This is a genomic window from Burkholderia sp. AU32262 (assembly GCF_020419985.1).
Classification (GTDB): domain Bacteria; phylum Pseudomonadota; class Gammaproteobacteria; order Burkholderiales; family Burkholderiaceae; genus Burkholderia; species Burkholderia semiarida.
In genome coordinates this window covers 108,657-128,703 of sequence record NZ_JAIZRS010000020.1, presented here as the reverse complement: position 1 = coordinate 128,703, position 20,047 = coordinate 108,657, and the positions used below count along the sequence as shown (strand labels likewise).

The 20,047-nt window shown below is 66.8% G+C and carries 15 protein-coding genes and 3 tRNA genes; 7 read left to right on the top strand and 11 right to left on the bottom strand.

Going from position 1 to position 20,047, the window contains the following annotated elements; genetic code table 11:
- Positions 1-33 precede the first annotated feature (33 nt).
- From LGN10_RS23455 to tig, 7 genes are all read right to left on the bottom strand, one after another.
- Positions 34-1,971: a SurA N-terminal domain-containing protein gene (locus LGN10_RS23455; protein WP_226225154.1), complete on the bottom strand. Its 1,938-nt coding sequence runs from the start codon at positions 1,969-1,971 to the stop codon at positions 34-36.
- 353 nt (positions 1,972-2,324) lie between these two features.
- Positions 2,325-2,401 (bottom strand) — tRNA-Asp (locus tag LGN10_RS23450).
- A gap of 23 nt (positions 2,402-2,424) precedes the next feature.
- A tRNA-Val gene (locus LGN10_RS23445) sits at positions 2,425-2,500 on the bottom strand.
- A gap of 206 nt (positions 2,501-2,706) precedes the next feature.
- On the bottom strand, positions 2,707-5,130 hold the full coding sequence (gene lon / locus LGN10_RS23440) for an endopeptidase La (RefSeq protein WP_099316497.1): 2,424 nt from the start codon (positions 5,128-5,130) through the stop codon (positions 2,707-2,709).
- A 197-nt stretch (positions 5,131-5,327) separates the two neighbouring features.
- The gene (gene clpX, locus LGN10_RS23435; RefSeq protein WP_006489345.1) at positions 5,328-6,599 is read right to left on the bottom strand and encodes an ATP-dependent Clp protease ATP-binding subunit ClpX; all 1,272 of its coding nucleotides are present in this window, start codon (positions 6,597-6,599) and stop codon (positions 5,328-5,330) included.
- A gap of 164 nt (positions 6,600-6,763) precedes the next feature.
- A complete protein-coding gene (clpP, locus tag LGN10_RS23430) occupies positions 6,764-7,417 on the bottom strand; it encodes an ATP-dependent Clp endopeptidase proteolytic subunit ClpP (RefSeq protein ID WP_226225153.1) in 654 nt (217 codons plus the stop codon).
- A gap of 140 nt (positions 7,418-7,557) precedes the next feature.
- A complete protein-coding gene (gene tig, locus LGN10_RS23425) occupies positions 7,558-8,904 on the bottom strand; it encodes a trigger factor (RefSeq protein WP_059585179.1) in 1,347 nt (448 codons plus the stop codon).
- A gap of 382 nt (positions 8,905-9,286) precedes the next feature.
- Here tig and LGN10_RS23420 point away from each other — a divergent pair, with 382 nt between their 5' ends.
- Both LGN10_RS23420 and LGN10_RS23415 read left to right on the top strand, forming a co-directional pair.
- Entirely contained in the window at positions 9,287-10,432 is a 1,146-nt protein-coding gene (locus tag LGN10_RS23420; protein WP_059645528.1) for a glycerate kinase, read from the top strand.
- Positions 10,433-10,494: 62 nt separating this feature from the next.
- Positions 10,495-10,944, top strand: coding sequence for a MarR family winged helix-turn-helix transcriptional regulator (locus LGN10_RS23415; protein ID WP_060316602.1), 450 nt, complete (start codon positions 10,495-10,497; stop codon positions 10,942-10,944).
- A 183-nt stretch (positions 10,945-11,127) separates the two neighbouring features.
- Here the strand turns inward: LGN10_RS23415 and LGN10_RS23410 are convergent, their stop codons facing one another.
- Both LGN10_RS23410 and LGN10_RS23405 read right to left on the bottom strand, forming a co-directional pair.
- Positions 11,128-12,126 carry a 2-dehydropantoate 2-reductase gene (locus LGN10_RS23410; protein ID WP_226225152.1) on the bottom strand — a complete coding sequence of 333 codons (999 nt, stop codon included), beginning with the start codon at positions 12,124-12,126 and terminating at the stop codon, positions 11,128-11,130.
- A gap of 109 nt (positions 12,127-12,235) precedes the next feature.
- On the bottom strand, positions 12,236-13,390 hold the full coding sequence (locus LGN10_RS23405) for a helix-turn-helix transcriptional regulator (RefSeq protein ID WP_060316608.1): 1,155 nt from the start codon (positions 13,388-13,390) through the stop codon (positions 12,236-12,238).
- A 302-nt stretch (positions 13,391-13,692) separates the two neighbouring features.
- On the opposite strand from LGN10_RS23405, the gene LGN10_RS23400 reads away from it, so the two are divergent.
- The 4 genes from LGN10_RS23400 to LGN10_RS23385 all read left to right on the top strand — a co-directional run bounded on the left by LGN10_RS23400 (position 13,693) and on the right by LGN10_RS23385 (position 17,436).
- Complete coding sequence (locus LGN10_RS23400; protein WP_226225150.1) at positions 13,693-14,739, top strand: porin; 1,047 nt, start codon at positions 13,693-13,695, stop codon at positions 14,737-14,739.
- Between the two features lie 21 nt (positions 14,740-14,760).
- Positions 14,761-15,969 carry an MFS transporter gene (locus tag LGN10_RS23395; protein ID WP_226225148.1) on the top strand — a complete coding sequence of 403 codons (1,209 nt, stop codon included), beginning with the start codon at positions 14,761-14,763 and terminating at the stop codon, positions 15,967-15,969.
- A gap of 14 nt (positions 15,970-15,983) precedes the next feature.
- Entirely contained in the window at positions 15,984-17,093 is a 1,110-nt protein-coding gene (locus tag LGN10_RS23390) for a class II histone deacetylase (RefSeq protein WP_226225146.1), read from the top strand.
- A 112-nt stretch (positions 17,094-17,205) separates the two neighbouring features.
- Positions 17,206-17,436, top strand: a complete 231-nt coding sequence (locus LGN10_RS23385) for a hypothetical protein (protein WP_059585171.1) — start codon at positions 17,206-17,208, stop codon at positions 17,434-17,436.
- A gap of 222 nt (positions 17,437-17,658) precedes the next feature.
- Here LGN10_RS23385 and LGN10_RS23380 read toward each other — a convergent pair.
- Positions 17,659-17,745, bottom strand: a tRNA-Leu gene (locus LGN10_RS23380).
- A 235-nt stretch (positions 17,746-17,980) separates the two neighbouring features.
- Between LGN10_RS23380 and hpnD the strand changes: the two genes are divergently transcribed.
- On the top strand, positions 17,981-18,814 hold the full coding sequence (gene hpnD, locus LGN10_RS23375) for a presqualene diphosphate synthase HpnD (RefSeq protein WP_059585325.1): 834 nt from the start codon (positions 17,981-17,983) through the stop codon (positions 18,812-18,814).
- Between the two features lie 10 nt (positions 18,815-18,824).
- Here the strand turns inward: hpnD and LGN10_RS23370 are convergent, their stop codons facing one another.
- Positions 18,825-20,045, bottom strand: coding sequence for a DUF1501 domain-containing protein (locus LGN10_RS23370; RefSeq protein WP_226225144.1), 1,221 nt, complete (start codon positions 20,043-20,045; stop codon positions 18,825-18,827).
- Between the last annotated feature and the right edge of the window lie 2 nt (positions 20,046-20,047).

Genomic DNA, 20,047 nt, shown 5'->3' with positions numbered 1-20,047 from the left:
GGGGCTTTTCGATGGTTGCGGGCGAAACGACGCTCAGTTGTCGCCGTCCTGCTGCTGGCTGGCCGTCGTGCTGCCGTACAGCTTCACCTTCGAGCGATCGCGCAGCGCGGCGAGATACGCCTCGCCTTCGCTTTGCGCGTCGACCTGGGCCATCTGCTGCTGCGCGGCCGCCAGTTGCTGCGGATCGACCGCCGAACCCGGAATGACCGCGTTCACGCGATAGATCGCATAGCCGTCCGCGCCGAGGTCGACACCGACGTAAGCCGGCAGCGTCTTCGCATCGACCTTGTAGACGGCGCTCAGCGCAGCCGGCGTCAGGCCCTGCGACTGCGTGCGCGACACCTTCTGCGCGGCCGTAAAGCCGTCCGTCGACTTCGACTTCTGCAGTTCGGCCAGCTTCGCCGCACCGTCCTTCTTCGCGAGTTCCGCGGCCTGCTCGGCGATGACCTTCTGGCGCACGACATCCTTGATCGCGTCGAGCGCGGGCACCGCGGCCGGCTTGTGCTCGGTCACGCGCGCCGAGATCAGCGTGTTGTTGCCGACGTCGATCGCCTGCGTGTTGTTCTGGTTCTTCACCGCGTCGTTCGCGAACACGGCGGCCAGGAACTTCGGATTGTTCAACGGGCTCGTCGGCGGCAGTTGCGGATTCGGCGTCGGCGTGACCGTGGCCGTCTGGATCGTCAGCTTGTACTTGTCCGCGGCCGGCTGCAGCGTCTTCGCCTTTTCATAGACGGTCGACGTGAAGCCTTCCGCGTTCTCCGAGAACGCCTTCGATGCGTACTGCTGCTTCAGGTCGACCGCGATTTGGTCCTTCACTTCCGCGAACGGCTTGACGACGGCCGGCTTCACTTCGGTCGCCTTCAGGATGTGGAAACCGAGATCCGACTGCACGATACCGCTGACCTCGCCCTGCTTCAGCGAGAACGCGGCATCGTCGAACGCCTTGCCGCCCGCGGTCGAACCGCGCGTGATGAAGCCGAGGTCGCCGCCCTTCGCCGCCGACGGCGCGTCCTGCGAGTTCTTCTGCGCGATCTGCGCGAACTGGTCCGGATGCGCCTTCACGTCGGCGAGCAGTTGCTCGGCCTTCGCCTTCGCGGCTGCCTTGTCGGCCGCGCTCGCGTTGCCCGGCGCGGCGATGAAGATGTGGCTCACGCGCACCTGCGCTTCGGTACGGAAGTGCGTCGGGTTGTCGTCGTAGAACTTCTTGATGTCCGCCTCGGTCGGCTGCGCGCTCGCGGCCGCCGCTGCCGGCGAATAGACGAGGTACTGGATCGTCGCGGTTTCCGGCGTCGCGAAGCTCTGCTTGTGCGCGTCGTAGTACGCGGCGAGCTGCGCGTCGGTCGGCTGGACCTTCGCTGCGAAGTCGCTCGTCTTCAGCACGAGCGCCTGCACTTCGCGCTGTTGCGCGGCGAGTTCGGACAGGCGTTGCGCGAGGCTCTTCGGCGTGAACGCGCTCGACACGATGCTTGCGGGAATCTGCTGCAGCGCGAGGCTGTAGCGCACGCGCTCCTGGTACTGCTCGGGCGTCATCCCCTGGAACGACAGCAGTTGCGCATAGCGTTCGACGTCGATCGTGCCGTCGGGCTTCTTCAGCGACGCGATCATCGGGTCGCTCATCAGCGCGTCGCGCACGGCGTTGTCGGAGGCGGTCAGGTGCAGACGTTGCGTCTCGTCGGCCAGCACGCGTTGCTGGATCAGGCCGTCGAGCACCTGCTTGCGATGCTCGGGCGTATCGAACATCTTGATGTCGAACTGCCCGCCGAGCGCCTGGCGCGCCTGGTCGATCTGCTGGCGGAACGCGCCGTCGAATTCGACCCGCGTGATCTTGTGTCCGTTGACCGCCGCAACGTTCGCACTGTCGTCGAAGAAGCCGCGGAAGCCTTGGATCCCGACGAAACCCAGCCCCGGCAACACGATCAGGAGCAGGAGCGCCATCATCAGGCGCTGGTGATTACGGAAGAAATCGAGCATGCGTGACGGGAAAATTGGACAAAACGTCCGATATTACAACATACGGGGTGGGACGAGATAAAACGCAGGCGGCTTCCTCCACTCCGCAATCACGCGCCCGCCAGCGGGCGCAAAACCACAACGCACAAACAACAATGCCCGCACAAGGCGGGCATTGTTGTTTGCTTGGCGGAGCGGACGGGACTCGCCTACATCCCGCAGGCCGCGGCTGCGCTTGCAAGCGCAGCCCTTCGAGTCCCGCCGGAAGCCGCGCAGGCGGCTTCCTCCACTCCGCAGTCACGCGCACGCAAGCGGGCGCAAAACCACAACGCACAAACAACAATGCCCGCACAAGGCGGGCATTGTTGTTTGTTTGGCGGAGCGGACGGGACTCGAACCCGCGACCCCCGGCGTGACAGGCCGGTATTCTAACCGACTGAACTACCGCTCCTTGGTCTGGCTGAATCGTGAAACTGGTGGGTGCTGAGGGGTTCGAACCCCCGACCTACGCCTTGTAAGGGCGCCGCTCTACCAGCTGAGCTAAGCACCCGTTTCCGATTCGTTCCGACTGCGATCTGCGTTTCCGCATCAACAATCAGCGAGCCCGCAAGTTTAATTCATCCCCGATCATTTTGCCAAGCCCGTGCGTGAATTTTTTTAACGCCCGCGCTCGCACGATGCCGACGCGCATAAAAAACCCGCGGGCATCGCCGCGGGTTTCGTGAACAACCGTCAACAACGACGGTCGTCAGGGTCTCAGTGCTTGACGACTTCCGTCGAGCCGGCATCCTTCGCCGCCTCGCCGACCGGCGCCGCTGCCTTCGCTTCTTCTTCCGGCGGCAGCGGAGTCGGCGAACGCTCGAGCGCGAGCTCCAGCACCTTGTCGATCCAGCGGACCGGCACGATCTCGATCGCGTTCTTCACGTTGTCCGGAATGTCCGCGAGATCCTTCACGTTCTCTTCCGGAATCAGCACGAGCTTGATGCCGCCGCGATGCGCCGCCAGCAGCTTCTCCTTCAGCCCGCCGATCGGCAGCACTTCGCCACGCAGCGTGATTTCGCCCGTCATCGCGACGTCGGCCCGCACGGGAATACCCGTCAGCACCGACACCAGCGCGGTCGTCATCGCACCGCCGGCGGACGGACCGTCCTTCGGCGTCGCGCCTTCCGGCACGTGGATGTGGATGTCCTGCTTCTCGAACGCTTCGTCCTTGATGCCGAGACGCCGCGAACGCGAGCGCACGACCGAACGCGCAGCCTCGACCGACTCCTTCATCACGTCGCCGAGCGAGCCCGTACGAATCACGTTGCCCTTGCCCGGCATCACCGCGGCTTCGATCGTCAGCAGGTCGCCGCCGACTTCCGTCCACGCGAGGCCCGTCACCTGACCGACCTGGTTTTCCTTCGCCGCGAGGCCGAAGTCGTACTTGCGCACGCCGAGGAACGTGTCGAGGTTCTCGCCATCGACCTTGATCGCACCCGATGCCTTCTTCAGCAACAGCATCTTCACGACCTTGCGGCAGATCTTCGACACTTCCCGCTCGAGCGAACGCACACCGGCTTCGCGCGTGTAGTAGCGGATGATGTCGCGGATCGCCTGTTCGGTGACCTCGACCTCGCCGTCCTTCAGCCCGTTGTTCTTCTTCTGCTTCGGCAGCAGGTAACGCTGGGCGATGCTGACCTTCTCGTCTTCCGTGTAGCCCGACAGACGGATCACTTCCATCCGGTCGAGCAGCGGCGGCGGGATGTTCAGCGAGTTCGACGTCGCGACGAACATCACGTCCGACAGATCGAAATCGACTTCGATGTAGTGGTCGGCGAACGTGTGGTTCTGTTCCGGATCGAGCACTTCGAGCAGCGCCGACGACGGATCGCCGCGGAAATCCATGCCCATCTTGTCGACTTCGTCGAGCAGGAAGAGCGGATTGCGCACGCCGACCTTCGCGAGGCTTTGCAGGATCTTGCCCGGCATCGAGCCGATGTACGTGCGGCGGTGGCCGCGGATCTCGGCTTCGTCACGCACGCCGCCGAGCGCCATCCGGACGAACTTGCGGTTCGTCGCACGGGCGATCGACTGGCCGAGCGAGGTCTTGCCGACGCCCGGGGGCCCGACGAGGCACAGGATCGGCGCCTTCACCTTGTCCACGCGCTGTTGCACCGCGAGATACTCGAGGATCCGTTCCTTGACCTTCTCGAGGCCGAAGTGATCCTCGTCGAGTACCTGCTCGGCGTTCGACAGGTCGTTGTTGACCTTGCTCTTCTTGCGCCACGGCAGGCCGATCAGCGTGTCGATGTAGTTGCGCACGACGGTCGCTTCCGCCGACATCGGCGACATCAGCTTCAGCTTCTTCAGCTCGGCGTCGGCCTTCTTCTTGGCTTCCTTCGGCATGCGCGCGGCGTTGATGCGCTTCTCGAGTTCCTCGAGATCCGCGCCCTCCTCGCCCTCGCCCAGCTCCTTCTGGATCGCCTTGACCTGTTCGTTCAGGTAGTACTCGCGCTGGCTCTTTTCCATCTGGCGCTTCACGCGCCCACGGATGCGCTTTTCGACCTGCAGGATGTCGATCTCGGCTTCGAGCTGCGCGAGCAGATGCTCGAGGCGCTCGATGACCGGGAACATCTCGAGGATGTGCTGCTTCTGGTCGAGCTTGAGCGGCAGGCGCTCGGCGATCATGTCGGCGAGACGGCCTGCTTCGTCGATACCCGACAGCGACGTGAGGATCTCCGGCGGGATCTTCTTGTTCAGCTTCACGTACTGGTCGAACTGCGACACGATCGCGCGGCGCAGCGCTTCCGTTTCCGCGCTGTCGGCGTGATCGGGCTCGAGCGGCATCACGTCGCAGGAGAATTGCGTCTCCTGTTCCTCGATGGACAACGCCTTCGCGCGCTGCAGGCCTTCGACGAGCACCTTCACGGTGCCGTCCGGCAGCTTCAGCATCTGCAGAATGTTGGCGATACAACCGACCTCGTACATGTCCTTTTCGGTCGGTTCATCCTTGGCCGCGGTTTTCTGGGCGACGAGCATGATGTGCTTGCCGCCTTCCATCGCTGCTTCGAGGGCCTTGATCGATTTCGGCCGGCCCACGAAGAGCGGAATGACCATGTGCGGGAAAACGACGACATCCCGCAGCGGCAGCAGCGGGAGCGTGATGCGTTCCGGCGGGAGAAGTTGGGTGCCTGACATTTCATTTCCCCATGAGTGGAATCAATTGTTCGGTAATTGAGGCCGCCACAACGAATTGCAAGCCTTCAAGTGCGGGAAATATTCGGTAAGAAAGTAACCACCGCGTGTCGAGTCAGAGTTACCCACAAGATAAACGAAAAAAAGCCGCCCACGGACTCATGAACGGCCTTTTTCGATGAACATCGTCGGCAAGCCGGTCAGTTCGAACCCGCCACCTTCGGCGTGTCCTCGTAGATCAGCAAGGGCTTGCCGTCCCCATCGATGACGTTCTCGTCGATGATGACCTTGCTGACCCCTTTCATCGTCGGCAGCTCGTACATCACGTCGAGCAACGCCTGTTCGATGATCGAACGCAAACCGCGCGCGCCGGTCTTGCGGCGGATCGCCTTGCGGGCGACTGCCTGCAACGCGCCCGGCCGGATTTCCAGCTCGACGCGCTCCATTGCGAACAGCTTGTGATACTGCTTGACGAGCGCATTCTTCGGCTCGACCAGGATCTTCATCAGCGCGGCTTCGTCGAGCTTGCCGAGCGTCGCGACCACCGGCAGGCGGCCGATCAATTCGGGGATCAGACCGAATTTGATCAGGTCTTCCGGTTCCGTTTCGCGCAGCACCTCGCCCGCGTCGCGTTCCTGCTTGCTCTTGACCGTCGCGCCGAAGCCGATGCCGGTTTTCTCGGTACGATCGGTGATCACCTTTTCGAGACCGTCGAACGCGCCGCCGCAGATGAACAGGATGTTGGTCGTGTCGACCTGGATGAAATCCTGGTTCGGGTGCTTGCGGCCGCCCTGCGGCGGCACCGACGCCATCGTGCCCTCGACGAGCTTCAGCAGCGCCTGCTGGACGCCCTCGCCCGACACGTCGCGCGTGATGGACGGGTTGTCCGACTTGCGGCTGATCTTGTCGATTTCGTCGATGTAGACGATCCCGCGCTGGGCCTTGTCGACCTCGTAGTTGCAATTCTGCAACAGCTTCTGGATGATGTTCTCGACGTCCTCGCCGACGTAGCCGGCTTCGGTCAGCGTCGTCGCGTCGGCGATCACGAACGGCACGTTGAGCAACCGCGCGAGCGTCTGCGCGAGCAGCGTCTTGCCGGAGCCCGTCGGGCCGATCAGCAGGATGTTGCTCTTCGACAGCTCGACGTCGTCCTTCTTGTCGAGGTGCTTCAGGCGCTTGTAGTGGTTGTACACGGCCACCGCGAGGATTTTCTTCGCGCGCTCCTGGCCGATCACGTACTGATCGAGGATGTCGCGAATTTCCTGCGGGCTCGGCAGATCCGACCGGGACAGGCTGGCCTCGACGCCGGCGGCAGCCGCCTCGTCGCGAATGATTTCGTTGCAGAGGTCGATACATTCATCGCAGATGAACACCGACGGGCCCGCAATGAGTTTTTTCACCTCATGCTGGCTCTTTCCGCAAAACGAGCAATACAACAGCTTTTCGCTGTTCGAACCTTTTTTGTCCGCCATGAATGTAGAGCCTCCGGACAGGTAGATGACATGATACGCCGATTGCTCCGGACGCCGCGCCTAGGGCGCGACCGGAGCCGGCTGGATGCGCTTGCCGCAGATGCTCAGGGCACTCGGGACGTTCGAGGGCGCCGGCCCGAATCGGGGCGGCACCCCGTTTAAGCTCACGGGCGCTTCAGCAGCACCTGATCGATCAGCCCGTACGCCTTCGCGTCCTCGCTCGACATGAAGTTATCACGGTCGGTGTCGCGCGCGATGCGCTCGACGTCCTGGCCCGTGTGCTGCGCGAGCAGGTTGTTCAACCGCTCCTTCAGGTAGAGGATCTCGCGTGCCTGGATCTCGATGTCGGATGCCTGGCCGCGCGCGCCGCCGAGCGGCTGGTGAATCATCACGCGCGAATTCGGCAGCGCGAAGCGCTTGCCCTTCGCACCCGACGCGAGCAGGAACGCGCACATGCTGGCCGCGAGGCCCATGCACAGGGTCGACACGTCCGGCTTGATGAACTGCATCGTGTCGTAGATCGCCATGCCGGCCGACACCGAGCCGCCCGGGCTGTTGATGTAGAGGCTGATGTCCTTGTCGGGATTCTCGCTCTCGAGGAACAGCAATTGCGCGACCACGAGGTTGGCGGTCTGGTCGTTCACTTCGCCGACCATGAACACCAGGCGCTCCTTCAGGAGACGCGAATAGATATCGTACGAACGCTCGCCGCGGCCGCTCGTTTCGACGACGATCGGCACCAGCCCCAGCGCTTGCGCCTCGAAACCCTGCGGCGCGTTCGAAGCAAGCATGTCCAGCAATTCAGCGCGAGTGATCATTCAATGAACCTTGTTCGATTGGAAAATTGAACGGAAGGAAGCCGCCCGCTCAATCGCCATATTAATGGCAACCGTGCGCTTGACGTAAAAACGGCGTGCGGGCCGTCGCTCCGACAGCCGGCACGCCGCAAGAGCGACAGTTACGCTTGCGCCGATGCGCTCGCGAGTGCCTCGAAGCTCACTTCCTTGTCCGTCACCTTTGCCTTGCCCAGCACGAAGTCGACGACGTTGCTTTCAACGACGAACGCTTCCATCTCGGCGAGGCGCTGCTGGTTGGAATAATACCAGCGGACCACTTCCTTCGGGTCTTCGTAGCTCTTCGCGAACTCGTCGACTTCCGCGCGGATCTGCTCCGGCTTCGCTTCGAGGCCGTTCGCCTTCACCAGCTCGGCCAGCACGAGGCCCAGCTTCACGCGGCGCTCGGCCTGCTCGGCGAACATTTCGGCCGGGATCGGTGCGTCCTTCGCGTTCGGCACGCCGCGCTGCGCCAGATCCTGGCGAGCCATTTCGACGAGACGTTGCTGGTCCTGCTCGATCAGCGCCTTCGGCACGTCGAGTTCGGAAATCTTCAGCAGCGCGTCCATCACCTGGTTCTTGACGATCGACTGCGTGCGGCGCTTCGCTTCGCGCTCGAGGTTTTCCTTGATCTCGGCGCGCATCTTCGTGAGATCGCCGTCTTCGATGCCGAGCGACTTCGCGAATTCCGCGTCGATTTCCGGCAGGTGCGGCCATTCGATCTTCTTCATCGTGACCGTGAACTGCGCCGTTTTACCGGCGACGTCCTTGCCGTGGTAGTCGTCCGGGAACTTGAGGTCGAACGTACGCTGTTCGCCGACCTTCAGGCCGAGCGCCGCCGTTTCGAATTCCGGCAGCATGCGGCCTTCGCCGAGCACGAACGGGAAATCTTCGGCCGTGCCGCCCTGGAACGCGACGTCGTCGATCTTGCCGACGAAGTCGACCGTCACGCGGTCGCCGTTCTTCGCCGCGGTGTCCGCGCCGCCGTCGCCGTGCTCGCCGGCTTCGCCGCGTGCGTGGTAGTGCACGCGCTGCTTGCGCAGGATGTCCAGCGTGCGGTCGATTTCGGCGTCGCCGATCGTCGTGGTCGAGCGCTCGACTTCAGCCGTCGCCAGATCGCCGATCTTCACTTCCGGGTAGACCTCGAACGTCGCGTCGAACGCGTATGCGTCCTCGGCCTGCTCCTGCTTCGGCTCGAAGCTCGGCTGGCCGGCGACGCGCAGGTTTTCCGCGCGGCTGATCGTGAAGAATTCCTGGCCGATCTTGTCGCTCAGCACTTCCGCCTCGACCTGACCCGCGTACTGTTGCGCGACCATCTTCAGCGGCACCTTGCCCGGGCGGAAACCCGGCATGCGCACGTTCTTCGCGAGTTTCTGGATGCGGGCGTCGATTTCCTTCTGCACGGTGTCTTTCGGCAAAGAAATCGTCACACGGCGTTCAAGCTTGCCGAGGTTCTCAACAACGTTAGCCATGGCTTCAATCGTCCTAAAATTATTCGAGCGAATCGGGTTTTCCTTGCCGTGCCTGCCTGCGGCGCGAGGTGCGCACACTCACACGCCGCGCCGGGGCGCCACGCCATCCCTGCACGCGCCGGATGGCTAGCGCAAGCGGCTCGGAGCACGGCTTTGGCCGGAAGAATCGACTATTCTAGCAAACAATTTTCCTCATACCGCCAGATCGGCGCGACACAGGTTGTCCCGGCCCTGTCGGCGGCCCGTCGCACGCCCCTGCACGCGGATCGTCGCTATGCCGAACGGCGTATCCTCCCCGGCCCCGCCATCCTGTAAGCTCCGATAACGTGCGGGCCACCGTCGTGGCCCGACCTTCATACCAATCACGCCTTTCGGAGACACCATGCCGCACCGCCCGTCCGCGCCTGTCGTCGTCATCGCGCCCGATTCGTTCAAAGGCTCGCTTTCCGCCGAGCAGGTCGCGGACGCGATCGCCACCGGCATTCGCCGCGCCCGGCCCGACGCCGTCGTGCGCTGCTGCCCGATGGCCGACGGCGGCGAAGGCACGCTCGACGCGATGCTGGCGGGCGGCGGTACGCGGCGCACGCTGCGGGTGGCCGGCGCGTCGCTCGCGGCGCGCGATGCGGCGGTCGGCGTGATCGACGCGCGCACCGCGATCGTCGAGACGGCCGAGATCGTCGGCATCACCGACCCGGTCGGCATGAGCGTGCCGGTCGATGCGCGCAGCACGCGCGGGATGGGCGAAGCGATCCGCCTGCTGCTCGACGAAGGCGTGCGCCGCTTCTTCGTCGCGCTCGGCGGCAGCAGCACCAACGACGCGGGCGCGGGGCTTCTCGCGGGCCTTGGCCTGCAGTGCCTCGACGCGAGCGGCCAGCCGGTCGAGCCGGTGCCGTCGCGGCTCGCCGACGTCGCGCGCATCGACGCGTCGGGGCTCGATCCGCGGCTGAAGGAAACCGAATTCATCGGCATGTCCGACGTCGACAACCCGCTGACGGGCGCGCATGGCGCCACCGCGGTGTTCGGTCCGCAAAAGGGCGTGACGGCAACGCAGGTCGCGACCCTCGATGCCGCCCTTGCCCGCTTCGCCGATCTGCTCGAGGCCGCGCTCGACCGCCGCGGCCGCGATCTGCCGGGCGCGGGCGCCGCGGGCGGCCTCGGTTTCGCGCTGCACATGCTCGGCGCACGCTTCGAGGCAGGCGCCGAAGTGGTCGCGCGCCAGGTCGGGCTCGACGCCGCACTGGCCGGCGCCGACTGGCTGATCACCGGCGAAGGCCGCTCCGACGTGCAGACGCTGCACGGCAAGGCGCCGTTCATCGCGTGCCGGCACGCGCGGGCCGCCGGCGTCCCGGCGTCGCTGCTGTCGGGCGCGGTCGATCCGGCCGCGCTGCCGCGCCTGTCCGAGCATTTCTCCGGCTGCTTCTCGCCGGCTCCCGGGCCGATCACGCTCGACGTCGCGATCCGCGATGCGGCAAATCTGCTCGCGAACGAAGCAGAACAGTTGACACGGCTGAAGTACGGCGCACACTGACCGTTGACCCGAGCGCGCGATACAGGAACAATCGGGCCCGCCCTTTTTCTTCAGGATTCGACATGAAAGGCCGTCAAGCCGGGCTCGATCAGTTTCTGACCTATCGCCTCCATGTGCTCACGAAGCACTCCGACCGCGGAATCGGCGAGGTGTACCGGCACAAGCTCGACATTTCGCTGCCCGAGGCGCGCGTGATCGCCGCCGTCGGCGCGTTCGGTCCGTTCTCGATCATGGATCTCGCACGCCACACCAATCTCGACAAGAGCCAGGCGAGCCGCGCGGCCGAAGCGCTGCTGCGCCAGGGGCTGCTCGAGCGCGGCGCGAGCGAGGAGGACGGCCGGATCGTGCTGATCGCGCTGACTGCCGACGGCCGCGCGCTGTATCGCAAGATCATGCCGATCGTGCGCAAGTGGAACGACGGCTTGCTCGCATGCCTGTCCGACAGCGAACGTCAGACGTTCGAGCGGCTGCTCGACAAGGTCGTCGCGCACGCGACCGAGCGCGACGACTGAGCGTCGCGTCGGCCCCGGCATCGCCGGACGGCCGCTTGCCGCGGGCCGCATTGATCCGATGAATCAGACTGGCCGCGCGGGTCGCGTCACACGCGATCCGGGCGGCCGGTTTTGCATCATGCGGCGATCTCGCACGAAGCGCGCGTTGCCGGCAGCCGCGCATTCGCGCCGGCCTGGCGCACACTACAACCCGCTGTTCGTTGCGCGCTGACGCAACAATCCGAGCACTGCGTCGCAGTACGGGGTCGGCACGCCAAGCTTGCGGCCGAGTTCCGGAAACACGCCGAGAATCGGCCCGATCTCGAGCGGGCGCCCCGCTTCGAAATCCTGCAGCATCGACGTCTTGAACGCGCCGAGCTTGCGCGTGACCGCGATCCGCTCGGGACCGCTCATCCCGGTGGACAGGCCGAGCTTCGCGCCGATCGCGGCCGCCGCCTCCATCATCCGCAACGCCAGATCCTGCGTGAACGGATCATCGAGCAACTGCTCGGCCGTTGAACCGGTCAACGCGCTCAGCGGGTTCATGTTCATGTTGCCCCAGAGCTTCGTCCAGATCTCGGTCCGGATCGCGGGCGTCGACTCGACGTCGAAACCGCCGGCCGAGAGTGCCGCGGCGAACCGCGCCGTGGGCACGTCGAGCCGCGGATCGGGCGTGCCGACGATCAGCCGGTTGCCGCGCCCGCGCCGCACGACGCCCGGCGCGTCGGTACTCGACGACAGGTGCACGACGCAGCCGATCGCCCGCGCGGGCGGCAATGCCGCCGACACCGCACCGGCCGGATCGACCGCCTCGAGCGGCACGCCGTCGAGCGCTCCTTCGAGCCCGTGCGTGAACCACCACGGCAACCCGTTCATCGCCGCGACGATCACGGTGTCGGGCCCGACCAGCGGCGCAATGCGCGCGGCCAGCGCCGGCAGCGCCTGCGCCTTCAGCGCGATCACGACGTAGTCCTGCACGCCGAGCGCGGCCGCATCGTCGCTTGCCCGCACCGGCACCGACGACGTTGCGCCCGCCTCGTCGATCACGCGCACGCCATGCGTATTCAGCACATCGAGCGTCGCGCCGCGTGCGTACGCGCTCACGGTCATGCCGGCTCTGGACAACGCGGCCGCGAGCAATCCGCCGATCGCGCCGACCCCGACCACCGCCGCGCGCACCGACCCTGAATTCGTGTCGTTCATGATGGGATTCCGTCTTCCGAGAGCAGACGAGCATAACGCTCAATAGTTGCGGGCACAACCATTCCGACAACGCCGGGCACTCCCTGCGTCACCCGGTCATGCGTGCATGTCAGCGCGGCATGCCGCCGGCTTCCACCGCCTCGTCGTCGGCCGTACCGCCCGTCGTCGCACCGAGCACGCCGGCGATCTGGCTCTTGTCGTGCATGCCGAGCTTGCGGTACGCGCAGCGCAGGTAGTGGCGCACGGTCGTCGGCGAGATCGCCATCTGCTGCGCGACTTCCTTGTGCGAGCGCCCGGCCCCGTAATAGCGGATCGCCGCGAGTTCGCGCGGGCTGAGCCGGTCGAGCAGCGAGCGCGGCCGTGCCTCGATCTGGAACAACCCGGCGACGGGCACGCATTGGATGCGCAGCGCGTCGCCGACGAACGGCTGGCCCGACTGGCGTCGCAGGTGCGCGACGAGCGCCTCCGGCACGCGCGGGCCCGCCCAGGCCGGCCACTCGGCGCGCAGCACGTCGTCGAAACCGGGGTCGGCATGGTGCAGCACGCCGAAGTTGTCGCACAACGCTCGCGCGGCCGGGGCGACCGTGTCGGCGCGCTCGCGTTCGCGCGTGAGCTGCGCGGCGCGATTGATCGTCAACGCCGCCGCGAGGTGCGGAATGAGTTCCTCGAAACGATGTGCGTCGTTGTCGCCGAACGGCCGATTCAGGCCCTGGCGGTAAATCGACACGAACGTCGTCAGGCCGAAGCGGCGATCGATCGTACAGACGAACATCAGTTGCGCGAGCCCGTACTTCACGCACCAATCGCGAAATCGTGCATCGAGCCCCGGCTCGATGACCGTCAGCCGCACCGCGCGACCGTGCGCGCCGTGCAGCGTGCGGTGCGCGAGCGGATCGCAATCGCGCACACGCTTCCAGTCGGTGAAGAACGCGTGCGGCAACCGGTACAAAAAGCTGTTGTGCATCACGGGGCCGGTCGGCACGTGGGTCGCGACGCCCGTCCACGCGGCGTCGAACGGAATGAGGGCCTGCAGCAGCGAAAAGAACCGGTACTCGAATTCGCCGATGGCGGACTGCGCGGCCACCGCGTACAGGTCGAGCAGCATCAGGCCGAGTTCGCGCTGCGGCGCGTCGCCACGCGTGACGCCGTCGAAATCGGCGCGCCGGGACGGCCGCGTCGGCCACGCGAATTCGTCGAGCACGATGGCGGCCGGCACGTCGCGCAGCGCGTCGAGGTCCTGCCCGATATCCGTCGTGATCCTCACTTTCCGCTCCCCTGCCCGGTCGGGCTGCTGATGTGCGCGACGACACCGGCCGATTATAGCGAGCCGCTTTTTTGGCGGGCCACGGTGCCGGAACGCTCGTCAACCCCATCCATTTGAACGGTGCACCGCGCATTGCTGCTGCGCAGCACCGCGCGCGCCGGCATCGCACGGCGTTCATGCGGGGCACCGCGGGTTTTCCGCACCGTTCATCTGGACGACTGTTCGAAGGTTTTCCCGCTACGGACACTGCGTCGCGACGATACCAACGACAAATCGATGCAGCACGGTATGGAGAACCCCACGTGACGACACCCCGCTTCATCCGCATGGCCGCGGCCGCCGCGACGCTCGCCGCATGCGGCGGCGCCGCGCACGCGCAGTCCGCCCTCACGCTGTACGGCGCGCTCGACGCCGGCGTGCAGTACCTGACGCACGCCGACGGACATCACTCGGCCGTGCGATTGCAAAACTACGGCATCCTGCCTTCGCAGATCGGGATCAAGGGCCACGAAGATCTCGGCGGCGGCTGGCGTGCGCTGTTCAAGCTCGAACAGGGCCTCGACCTCAACGATGGCACCGCGACCGTGCCCGGCTATGCGTTCTTTCGCGGCGCATACGTGGGGATCGCGGGGCCGGTCGGCACCGTCACGCTCGGCCGCCAGTTCAGCGTGCTGTTCGACAAGACGCTGTTCTACGACCCGCTCTGGTATGGGTCGTACAGCGGCCAGGGCGTGCTCGTGCCGATGAACGCGAACTTCATCGACCACTCGGTCAAATACCAGTCGCCGACCTTTGCCGGCTTCGACGTCGAGGCGCTCGCCGCGACCTCCGGCGTCGCCGGCAATACGCGCGCCGGCCGCGTGCTCGAGCTCGGCGGCCAGTACACGAGCAACGGCCTGTCGGTCGGCGCGGTGCTGCATCAGGCGCACGGCGACGTATCGGCGGCCGGCGACGCCTCCGCGCGGCGCCGCGAACTGGGCACGCTCGCCGCACGCTATGCGTTCGCCGCGCTGCCGCTCACCGTCCATGCAGGCGTCGAACGCCTGACCGGCGACCTCGACGCGGCGCGCACGATCGTGTGGGGTGGTGCGCGTTACCTGATGTCGAACGGGATTGGCCTGAACGCCGGCGTCTACCACACCGATTCGCGCACGCCGGCGATCGGCCACCCGACGCTGTTCATCGCGAGTACCACGTACGCGCTGTCCAAACGCACCGTCGCCTACGTGAACCTCGGCTATGCGCGCAACGGCGGGCAAAGCTCGCAGACCCTCTACGAATACGACCCGACACCGCTTGCCGGCGCGTCGCAGTTCGGCGCGATGGTCGGCATGTACCACCTGTTCTGATTCCCTCGACGAGATCCCGCCATGAAAATCCTGTCCCCGGATGCCGCCCGCTCGCCCGACGGCCGCGCGTCGACGTTCGCACGCTCGACCCTCGTCGCGCTCGTCGTGTTCGCGGCCATCACGCCGCTGTTGCTGCTCGTCGCGCCCGCCGTCGCCGGCCAGCTCGCGACGCAGCTCGGCTTGACCGCATCGCAGATCGGCACCTACTTCTTCGTCGAACTCGGCGCGTTCAGCCTCGCGACCGTGCCGTCGTACCTGTGGCTCGGCCGGGTCGACGCGCGCCGCGTCGCCGCGTTCGCCATCGCGCTGTTCGGCACGGGCAACCTGCTGACCGCGCTGTGGATGCCCGGTTTTGCCGCGCTGCTCGCGCTGCGCGCCGTCACCGCGCTCGGCGGCGGCTCGCTGATGGTGCTCTGCATGACGAGCGCCGCGACGAGCGGAAACAGCGACCGCGTGTACGGCCTGTGGGTCGTCGGCCAGTTGATCGCGGGCGCGATCGGCCTGTTCGTGCTGCCGCACGTGTTCGCCGCGTTCGGGCTGCGCGCGCTGTACGTCGCGCTCGCCGTGCTCGCGCTGCTCGCGGCGCCGCTGTCGCGCGGGTTTCCGTCGTCGCTCGGCATGCGAACGGCATCCGCGCGCACCGCGCACGGCGACGCGCCCCACACGCCCCGAAGCTTCGTGGTGCTCGCCATCGGCGCGGTGCTGACGTTCTATCTCGCGATCGGCAGCGTATGGACGTTCGCGAGCCGCGCGGCGGCCGAGGCCGGGCTCGATCCGCAGTCGACCGGCAACGTGCTCGCGATCGCGAGCGTGATGGGCATCGCCGGCGCGGCGCTCGCATCGTGCGCGGGCGGCCGGCTCGCGCGGCGCGCGATGCTCGCGGCCGGGTACGCGCTGCTCGCGGCATCGCTCGTCGCGCTCGCCGCGATGCGCCACGGCAGCAGCTACAGCGCGGCGATCTTCGCGTTCAAGTTCGCATGGACCTTCGTGCTGCCGTTCATTCTCGCGACGGTCGCGCAGATCGACACGTCTGGGCGGCTCGTCGCGACGCTCAACTTCGTGATCGGCGCGGGGCTCGCTGCGGGCCCGCTGCTGGCCGGCCTGATGCTCGACGCCGGCGGCACGATGCGCGCGCTGTTCGTGGCCGCGACGGCCGTCGCGATCGTGTCGTTCGCCGCGCTGCGCCACATCGATCGCCGCGCGCGCCCCTCCGTTTCCTCCCAACCGTGACAGGTCAAGCACCCATGAATCGCACTGCCTTCTTCACCGACGAACGCACTTTCTGGCACACCGGCGGCACGCACGCGCTGTTCCTCCCGGTCGGCGGCTGGGTCCAGCCGCCGTCGAGCGCGGGCTACGCGGAATCGCCCGATTCGAAGCGCCGCTTCCTGTCGCTCGTGCAGGCGTCGGGGCTGGCCGCCCGGCTCGACCTGCGCGGCGCGGCACCCGCGACGACGGCCGACCTGCTGCGCATTCACCCGGCGCACTATCTCGACGCGTTCCGCGCGCTGAGCGACGCGAGCGGCGGCGACCTCGGCGATCTCGCGCCATTCGGCAAGGGCAGCTACGAGATCGCCGCGCTGTCGGCCGGCCTCGCGATCGCGGCAGTCGACGCGGTCGTCGGCGAGCGCGCGGCGAATGCGTTCTCGCTGTCGCGTCCGCCCGGCCATCACTGCCTGCGCGACCGCCCGATGGGCTTCTGCCTGCTCGCGAACATCCCGATCGCGATCGAGGCCGCGCGCGCGAAGCACGGCATCGAGCGCGTCGCGGTGATCGACTGGGACGTGCATCACGGCAACGGCACGCAGTCGATCTACTACGACGATCCCGATACGTTGACGATCTCGCTGCACCAGGATCGCTGCTTTCCGCCCGGCTACGGCGGCGCGGAAGACCGAGGCGAAGGCGCGGGCATCGGCGCGAACCTGAACGTGCCGCTGCTCGCGGGCAGCGGCGACGATGCCTACCGGTATGCATTCGATCGGATCGTGCTGCCGGCGCTTGCCCGTTTTCGCCCCGAGCTGATCGTCGTCGCGAGCGGCCTCGACGCGAGCGCGGTCGATCCGCTCGCGCGCATGCAGTTGCATACCGACAGCTACCGGTTCATGACGCGCGCGGTGAAGGACGCCGCGCAGCGCCATTGCGGCGGGCGGCTCGTGATCGTTCACGAAGGCGGCTATTCGGAGGCGTACGTGCCGTTCTGCGGGCTCGCGATCGTCGAGGAACTGGCCGGCGTGCGCACCGAGGTCGCCGATCCGATGCTCGACCTCGCGATCGCGCAGCAGCCGGGCGAGCGGTTCGTCGCGTTTCAGCGCGAACTGCTCGACGACCTGGCCGCGTCGTTCGGGTTGTAACGGGCGGGAACGGACGTGGCAAGGGCCGGCCCGCGCTGGCCCTTGCGCGATCCGCGCGGATGGGGTTTCCTGTGCCTTTACCCTTGTTCCGGCACGAGGCCGCACTCTTCCGATGAAATCGTCCCCGCGCGATCACGACGACAACACCAAAACGCGCCGCCAGCCGTCGAAGCTGGCCTTGAACATCGCCGCCGTGACGGTCGGCCTGATCACGTTCGCGATCGGTGCGGCATGGGTGATCTATAGCTGGGTCGTCGATCGCGAAGCACAGTATTTCGCGATTCCGCTGGTGTTCTCGGTGCCGGTGATCGTGGCCGTCGCGATCCGCAGCTTCTGGGAATAGGCGTGGCGGAAACGACGAAGCGGCGCGCTCGGGCGACGCGCGGCGCTTGCTTGTCGAACGACGCAGCGCTCTGAATGGTTGCGTCATATTACACATCGCCGATTTACCGTGCCTGCGCGAACGGCATCATCCCGGCTGAGGGCCATCAACAAAAAAGCGCTGCGGTCAGCCGACCGGCAGCGCTTTTTCGCGAACGGCCCGTGACGGGACACGTTCGACTTCTGGTGCGTGAGGCCGGACTCGAACCGGCACACCCTTGCGGGCGTCAGGACCTAAACCTGGTGCGTCTACCAATTTCGCCACTCACGCGCATTCCGTCGCCTGACCGCGCGGCACGCAAGATGCGTGCTCCACGCGCCCGGGACTTCACGCCGGCCCGAAAAACCGGCACGCCCGATCAGGCGAGCGCGAGATTCTACCCGATCCCTGCGGTCTTGTCTCGCCCTGCCGGCGCCCGTCGTGCCGCGGTGCTAGAATGCCGCGCTCGACGTTTCGGCAACGCGCCGCCGCGCGTCCCCCGAACCCGCCCCACCCGATTCAGCCCGTGAACTTCGACGACTACTGTCAGCAAAAGGCCGCCCCCGCAGGCTCCAGCGTCTACTACGCGCTGCGCCAGGCGCCGCTCGCCACGCAGCCGCGCCTGACCGCGCTGTTCGCGCTGCGCCGCGAACTCGAGGAAACCGTCAAGGAAACCAGCGATCCGACGGTCGGCCACACGAAGCTCGCGTGGTGGCACAAGGAACTCGCGGCACTGGCCGACGGGCAGCCGTCGCACCCGGTCACGAAGGCGCTCGCGCAGCATCACCCGGCGATCGCCGCCGAAGCCGACGCGTTGCGCACGCTCGTCAACGGTTACGGGATGGATCTCGAACAGGCGCGCTACCTCGACTTCGCGAACCTGCAGCGCTATATCGCGCAGGTCGGCGGCACCTTCGCGTCGCTGGTCGCGCGCGCCAGTTCGGCGAATCCGGCCGCACCGCAACCGTGGGCCGCGGACGTCGGCCGCGCGCTGATGCTCGCGCAATTCGTGCAGGAACTCGGCAACGACGCGCGCCACGGCCGTATCTATCTGCCGATCGACGAACTGCAGCGCTACAACGTAACCGCGGCCGATCTGTTGAACCGCCGCTACAGCCCAGCCTTCACCGAATTGCTGCAATTCCAGACGACCCGTGCGCGCGACGCGCTCGCGGCAGCCGATGCGGCGATCCCCGCCGCCGAACGCCGCGCGCAACGCACGCTGCGCGCGCAGATCGCGCTGGCCGGCGCGCTGCTCGACGAAATCGCGCGCGACGGCTACCAGGTGCTGCACCAGCGCATCGCGCTGACGCCGATCCGCAAGCTGTGGATCGCGTGGCGCGCCGCGCGCCGCCGCTGACAGGCGCGCATCACGCCTTCAGCAGCGGCAGCGTGTCGAAGCGCTGCTGCAGCACGCGCGTCGCATCGAGCCCCCACCAGGACCCAAGCACGGTCGCGTAAAGCTGGCGGAAATCGACCGCGACCGGCAGATTGCCGTTGCCGTCGAGCCGCCCGAGCGCCGGCGGCGCGCCGTACAGCCCGCCGGCGACGCGGCCGCCCATCACGAAGTGCGGCGCGGCCGTGCCGTGATCGGTGCCGTTGCTCTGGTTCTCGCGCACGCGCCGCCCGAACTCCGCATACGTCATCACGAGCGTCTCGTTCCAGCGCCCGAGTTCGATCAACGCGGCACGCATCGCGCTCATCCCTTCCGCGAACTGCTTGAGCAGCGCGGCGTGCTGCGCCGGCTGGTTCTGGTGCGTGTCGAAGCCGTTGAGCGTCAGGCGCAGCACCGCGACACCGTCCTGCACGCCGGGCCCCAACGCTTCGCACGCGGCCAGCACCTGCATCGCGGTCTTGACCGACGTGCCGAATGCGCCGGCCGGAAAGGTCGTCCTGAATTCACGCATCCCGCCGCGCGGGCGCAGCCGGTCGGCCGCTTTCACGATGTCGTTCTCGACGTCGATGATGTGCGCGAGCGCCGGGTTCTGCTCGCGCAGCGACGACGGCTCGGCGAGCCGGGCCGCACGGATGAACTGCGCGGGATTGACGAGTGCGATCGCGCGCGCGCCGTTCGACAACGGCCCCATCTCGGCGCTCCCGAGCACGACGCCGTCCGCCGCGAAACCGGGCGGCACGGGCGCCTGCGCGAACGTGCGCGTGAGCCAGCCTTCGTGCAGGTACTGATCCGAGCGCGACGCGGTGTCCCAGATCTCGATCGAGCGGAAATGCGACAGGTTCGGCTGCGGATAGCCGACGCCCTGCACGACCGCGACCTGACCGTCGCGCCACAGCGGCATCAGCGGCGCGAGCGACGGATGCAGCCCCGTCCGCGCGTCGAGCTGCAGCACCTGGTCGCGCTTGATGCCGATGCTGCGCCGGCACTGGTAGTACAGCGGATCCGCGTACGGCACGACCGTGTTGAGGCCGTCGTTGCCGCCCTTGAGCTCGACGAGAATCAGCACGTTCGCATACCCGGTCGCCGGCTTTCGCTCGGCCGGCGTCGCGCCAGCCGCCGTCGCGGGCGCCTGCCACATCGACACGCCGGCGGCGGCCGCGGCACCGGTCAGCGTCAGAAAATCACGTCGGTTCATCG

Bases quoted from the DNA above. Each gene is read 5' to 3' on its own strand.
- LGN10_RS23455 (WP_226225154.1), bottom strand. From the start codon at position 1,971: ATGCTCGATTTCTTCCGTAATCACCAGCGCCTGATGATGGCGCTCCTG.
- lon (WP_099316497.1), bottom strand. From the start codon at position 5,130: ATGTCAGGCACCCAACTTCTCCCGCCGGAACGCATCACGCTCCCGCTG.
- clpX (WP_006489345.1), bottom strand. From the start codon at position 6,599: ATGGCGGACAAAAAAGGTTCGAACAGCGAAAAGCTGTTGTATTGCTCG.
- clpP (WP_226225153.1), bottom strand. From the start codon at position 7,417: ATGATCACTCGCGCTGAATTGCTGGACATGCTTGCTTCGAACGCGCCG.
- tig (WP_059585179.1), bottom strand. From the start codon at position 8,904: ATGGCTAACGTTGTTGAGAACCTCGGCAAGCTTGAACGCCGTGTGACG.
- LGN10_RS23420 (WP_059645528.1), top strand. From the start codon at position 9,287: ATGCCGCACCGCCCGTCCGCGCCTGTCGTCGTCATCGCGCCCGATTCG.
- LGN10_RS23415 (WP_060316602.1), top strand. From the start codon at position 10,495: ATGAAAGGCCGTCAAGCCGGGCTCGATCAGTTTCTGACCTATCGCCTC.
- LGN10_RS23410 (WP_226225152.1), bottom strand. From the start codon at position 12,126: ATGAACGACACGAATTCAGGGTCGGTGCGCGCGGCGGTGGTCGGGGTC.
- LGN10_RS23395 (WP_226225148.1), top strand. From the start codon at position 14,761: ATGAAAATCCTGTCCCCGGATGCCGCCCGCTCGCCCGACGGCCGCGCG.
- LGN10_RS23390 (WP_226225146.1), top strand. From the start codon at position 15,984: ATGAATCGCACTGCCTTCTTCACCGACGAACGCACTTTCTGGCACACC.
- LGN10_RS23385 (WP_059585171.1), top strand. From the start codon at position 17,206: ATGAAATCGTCCCCGCGCGATCACGACGACAACACCAAAACGCGCCGC.
- LGN10_RS23370 (WP_226225144.1), bottom strand. From the start codon at position 20,045: ATGAACCGACGTGATTTTCTGACGCTGACCGGTGCCGCGGCCGCCGCC.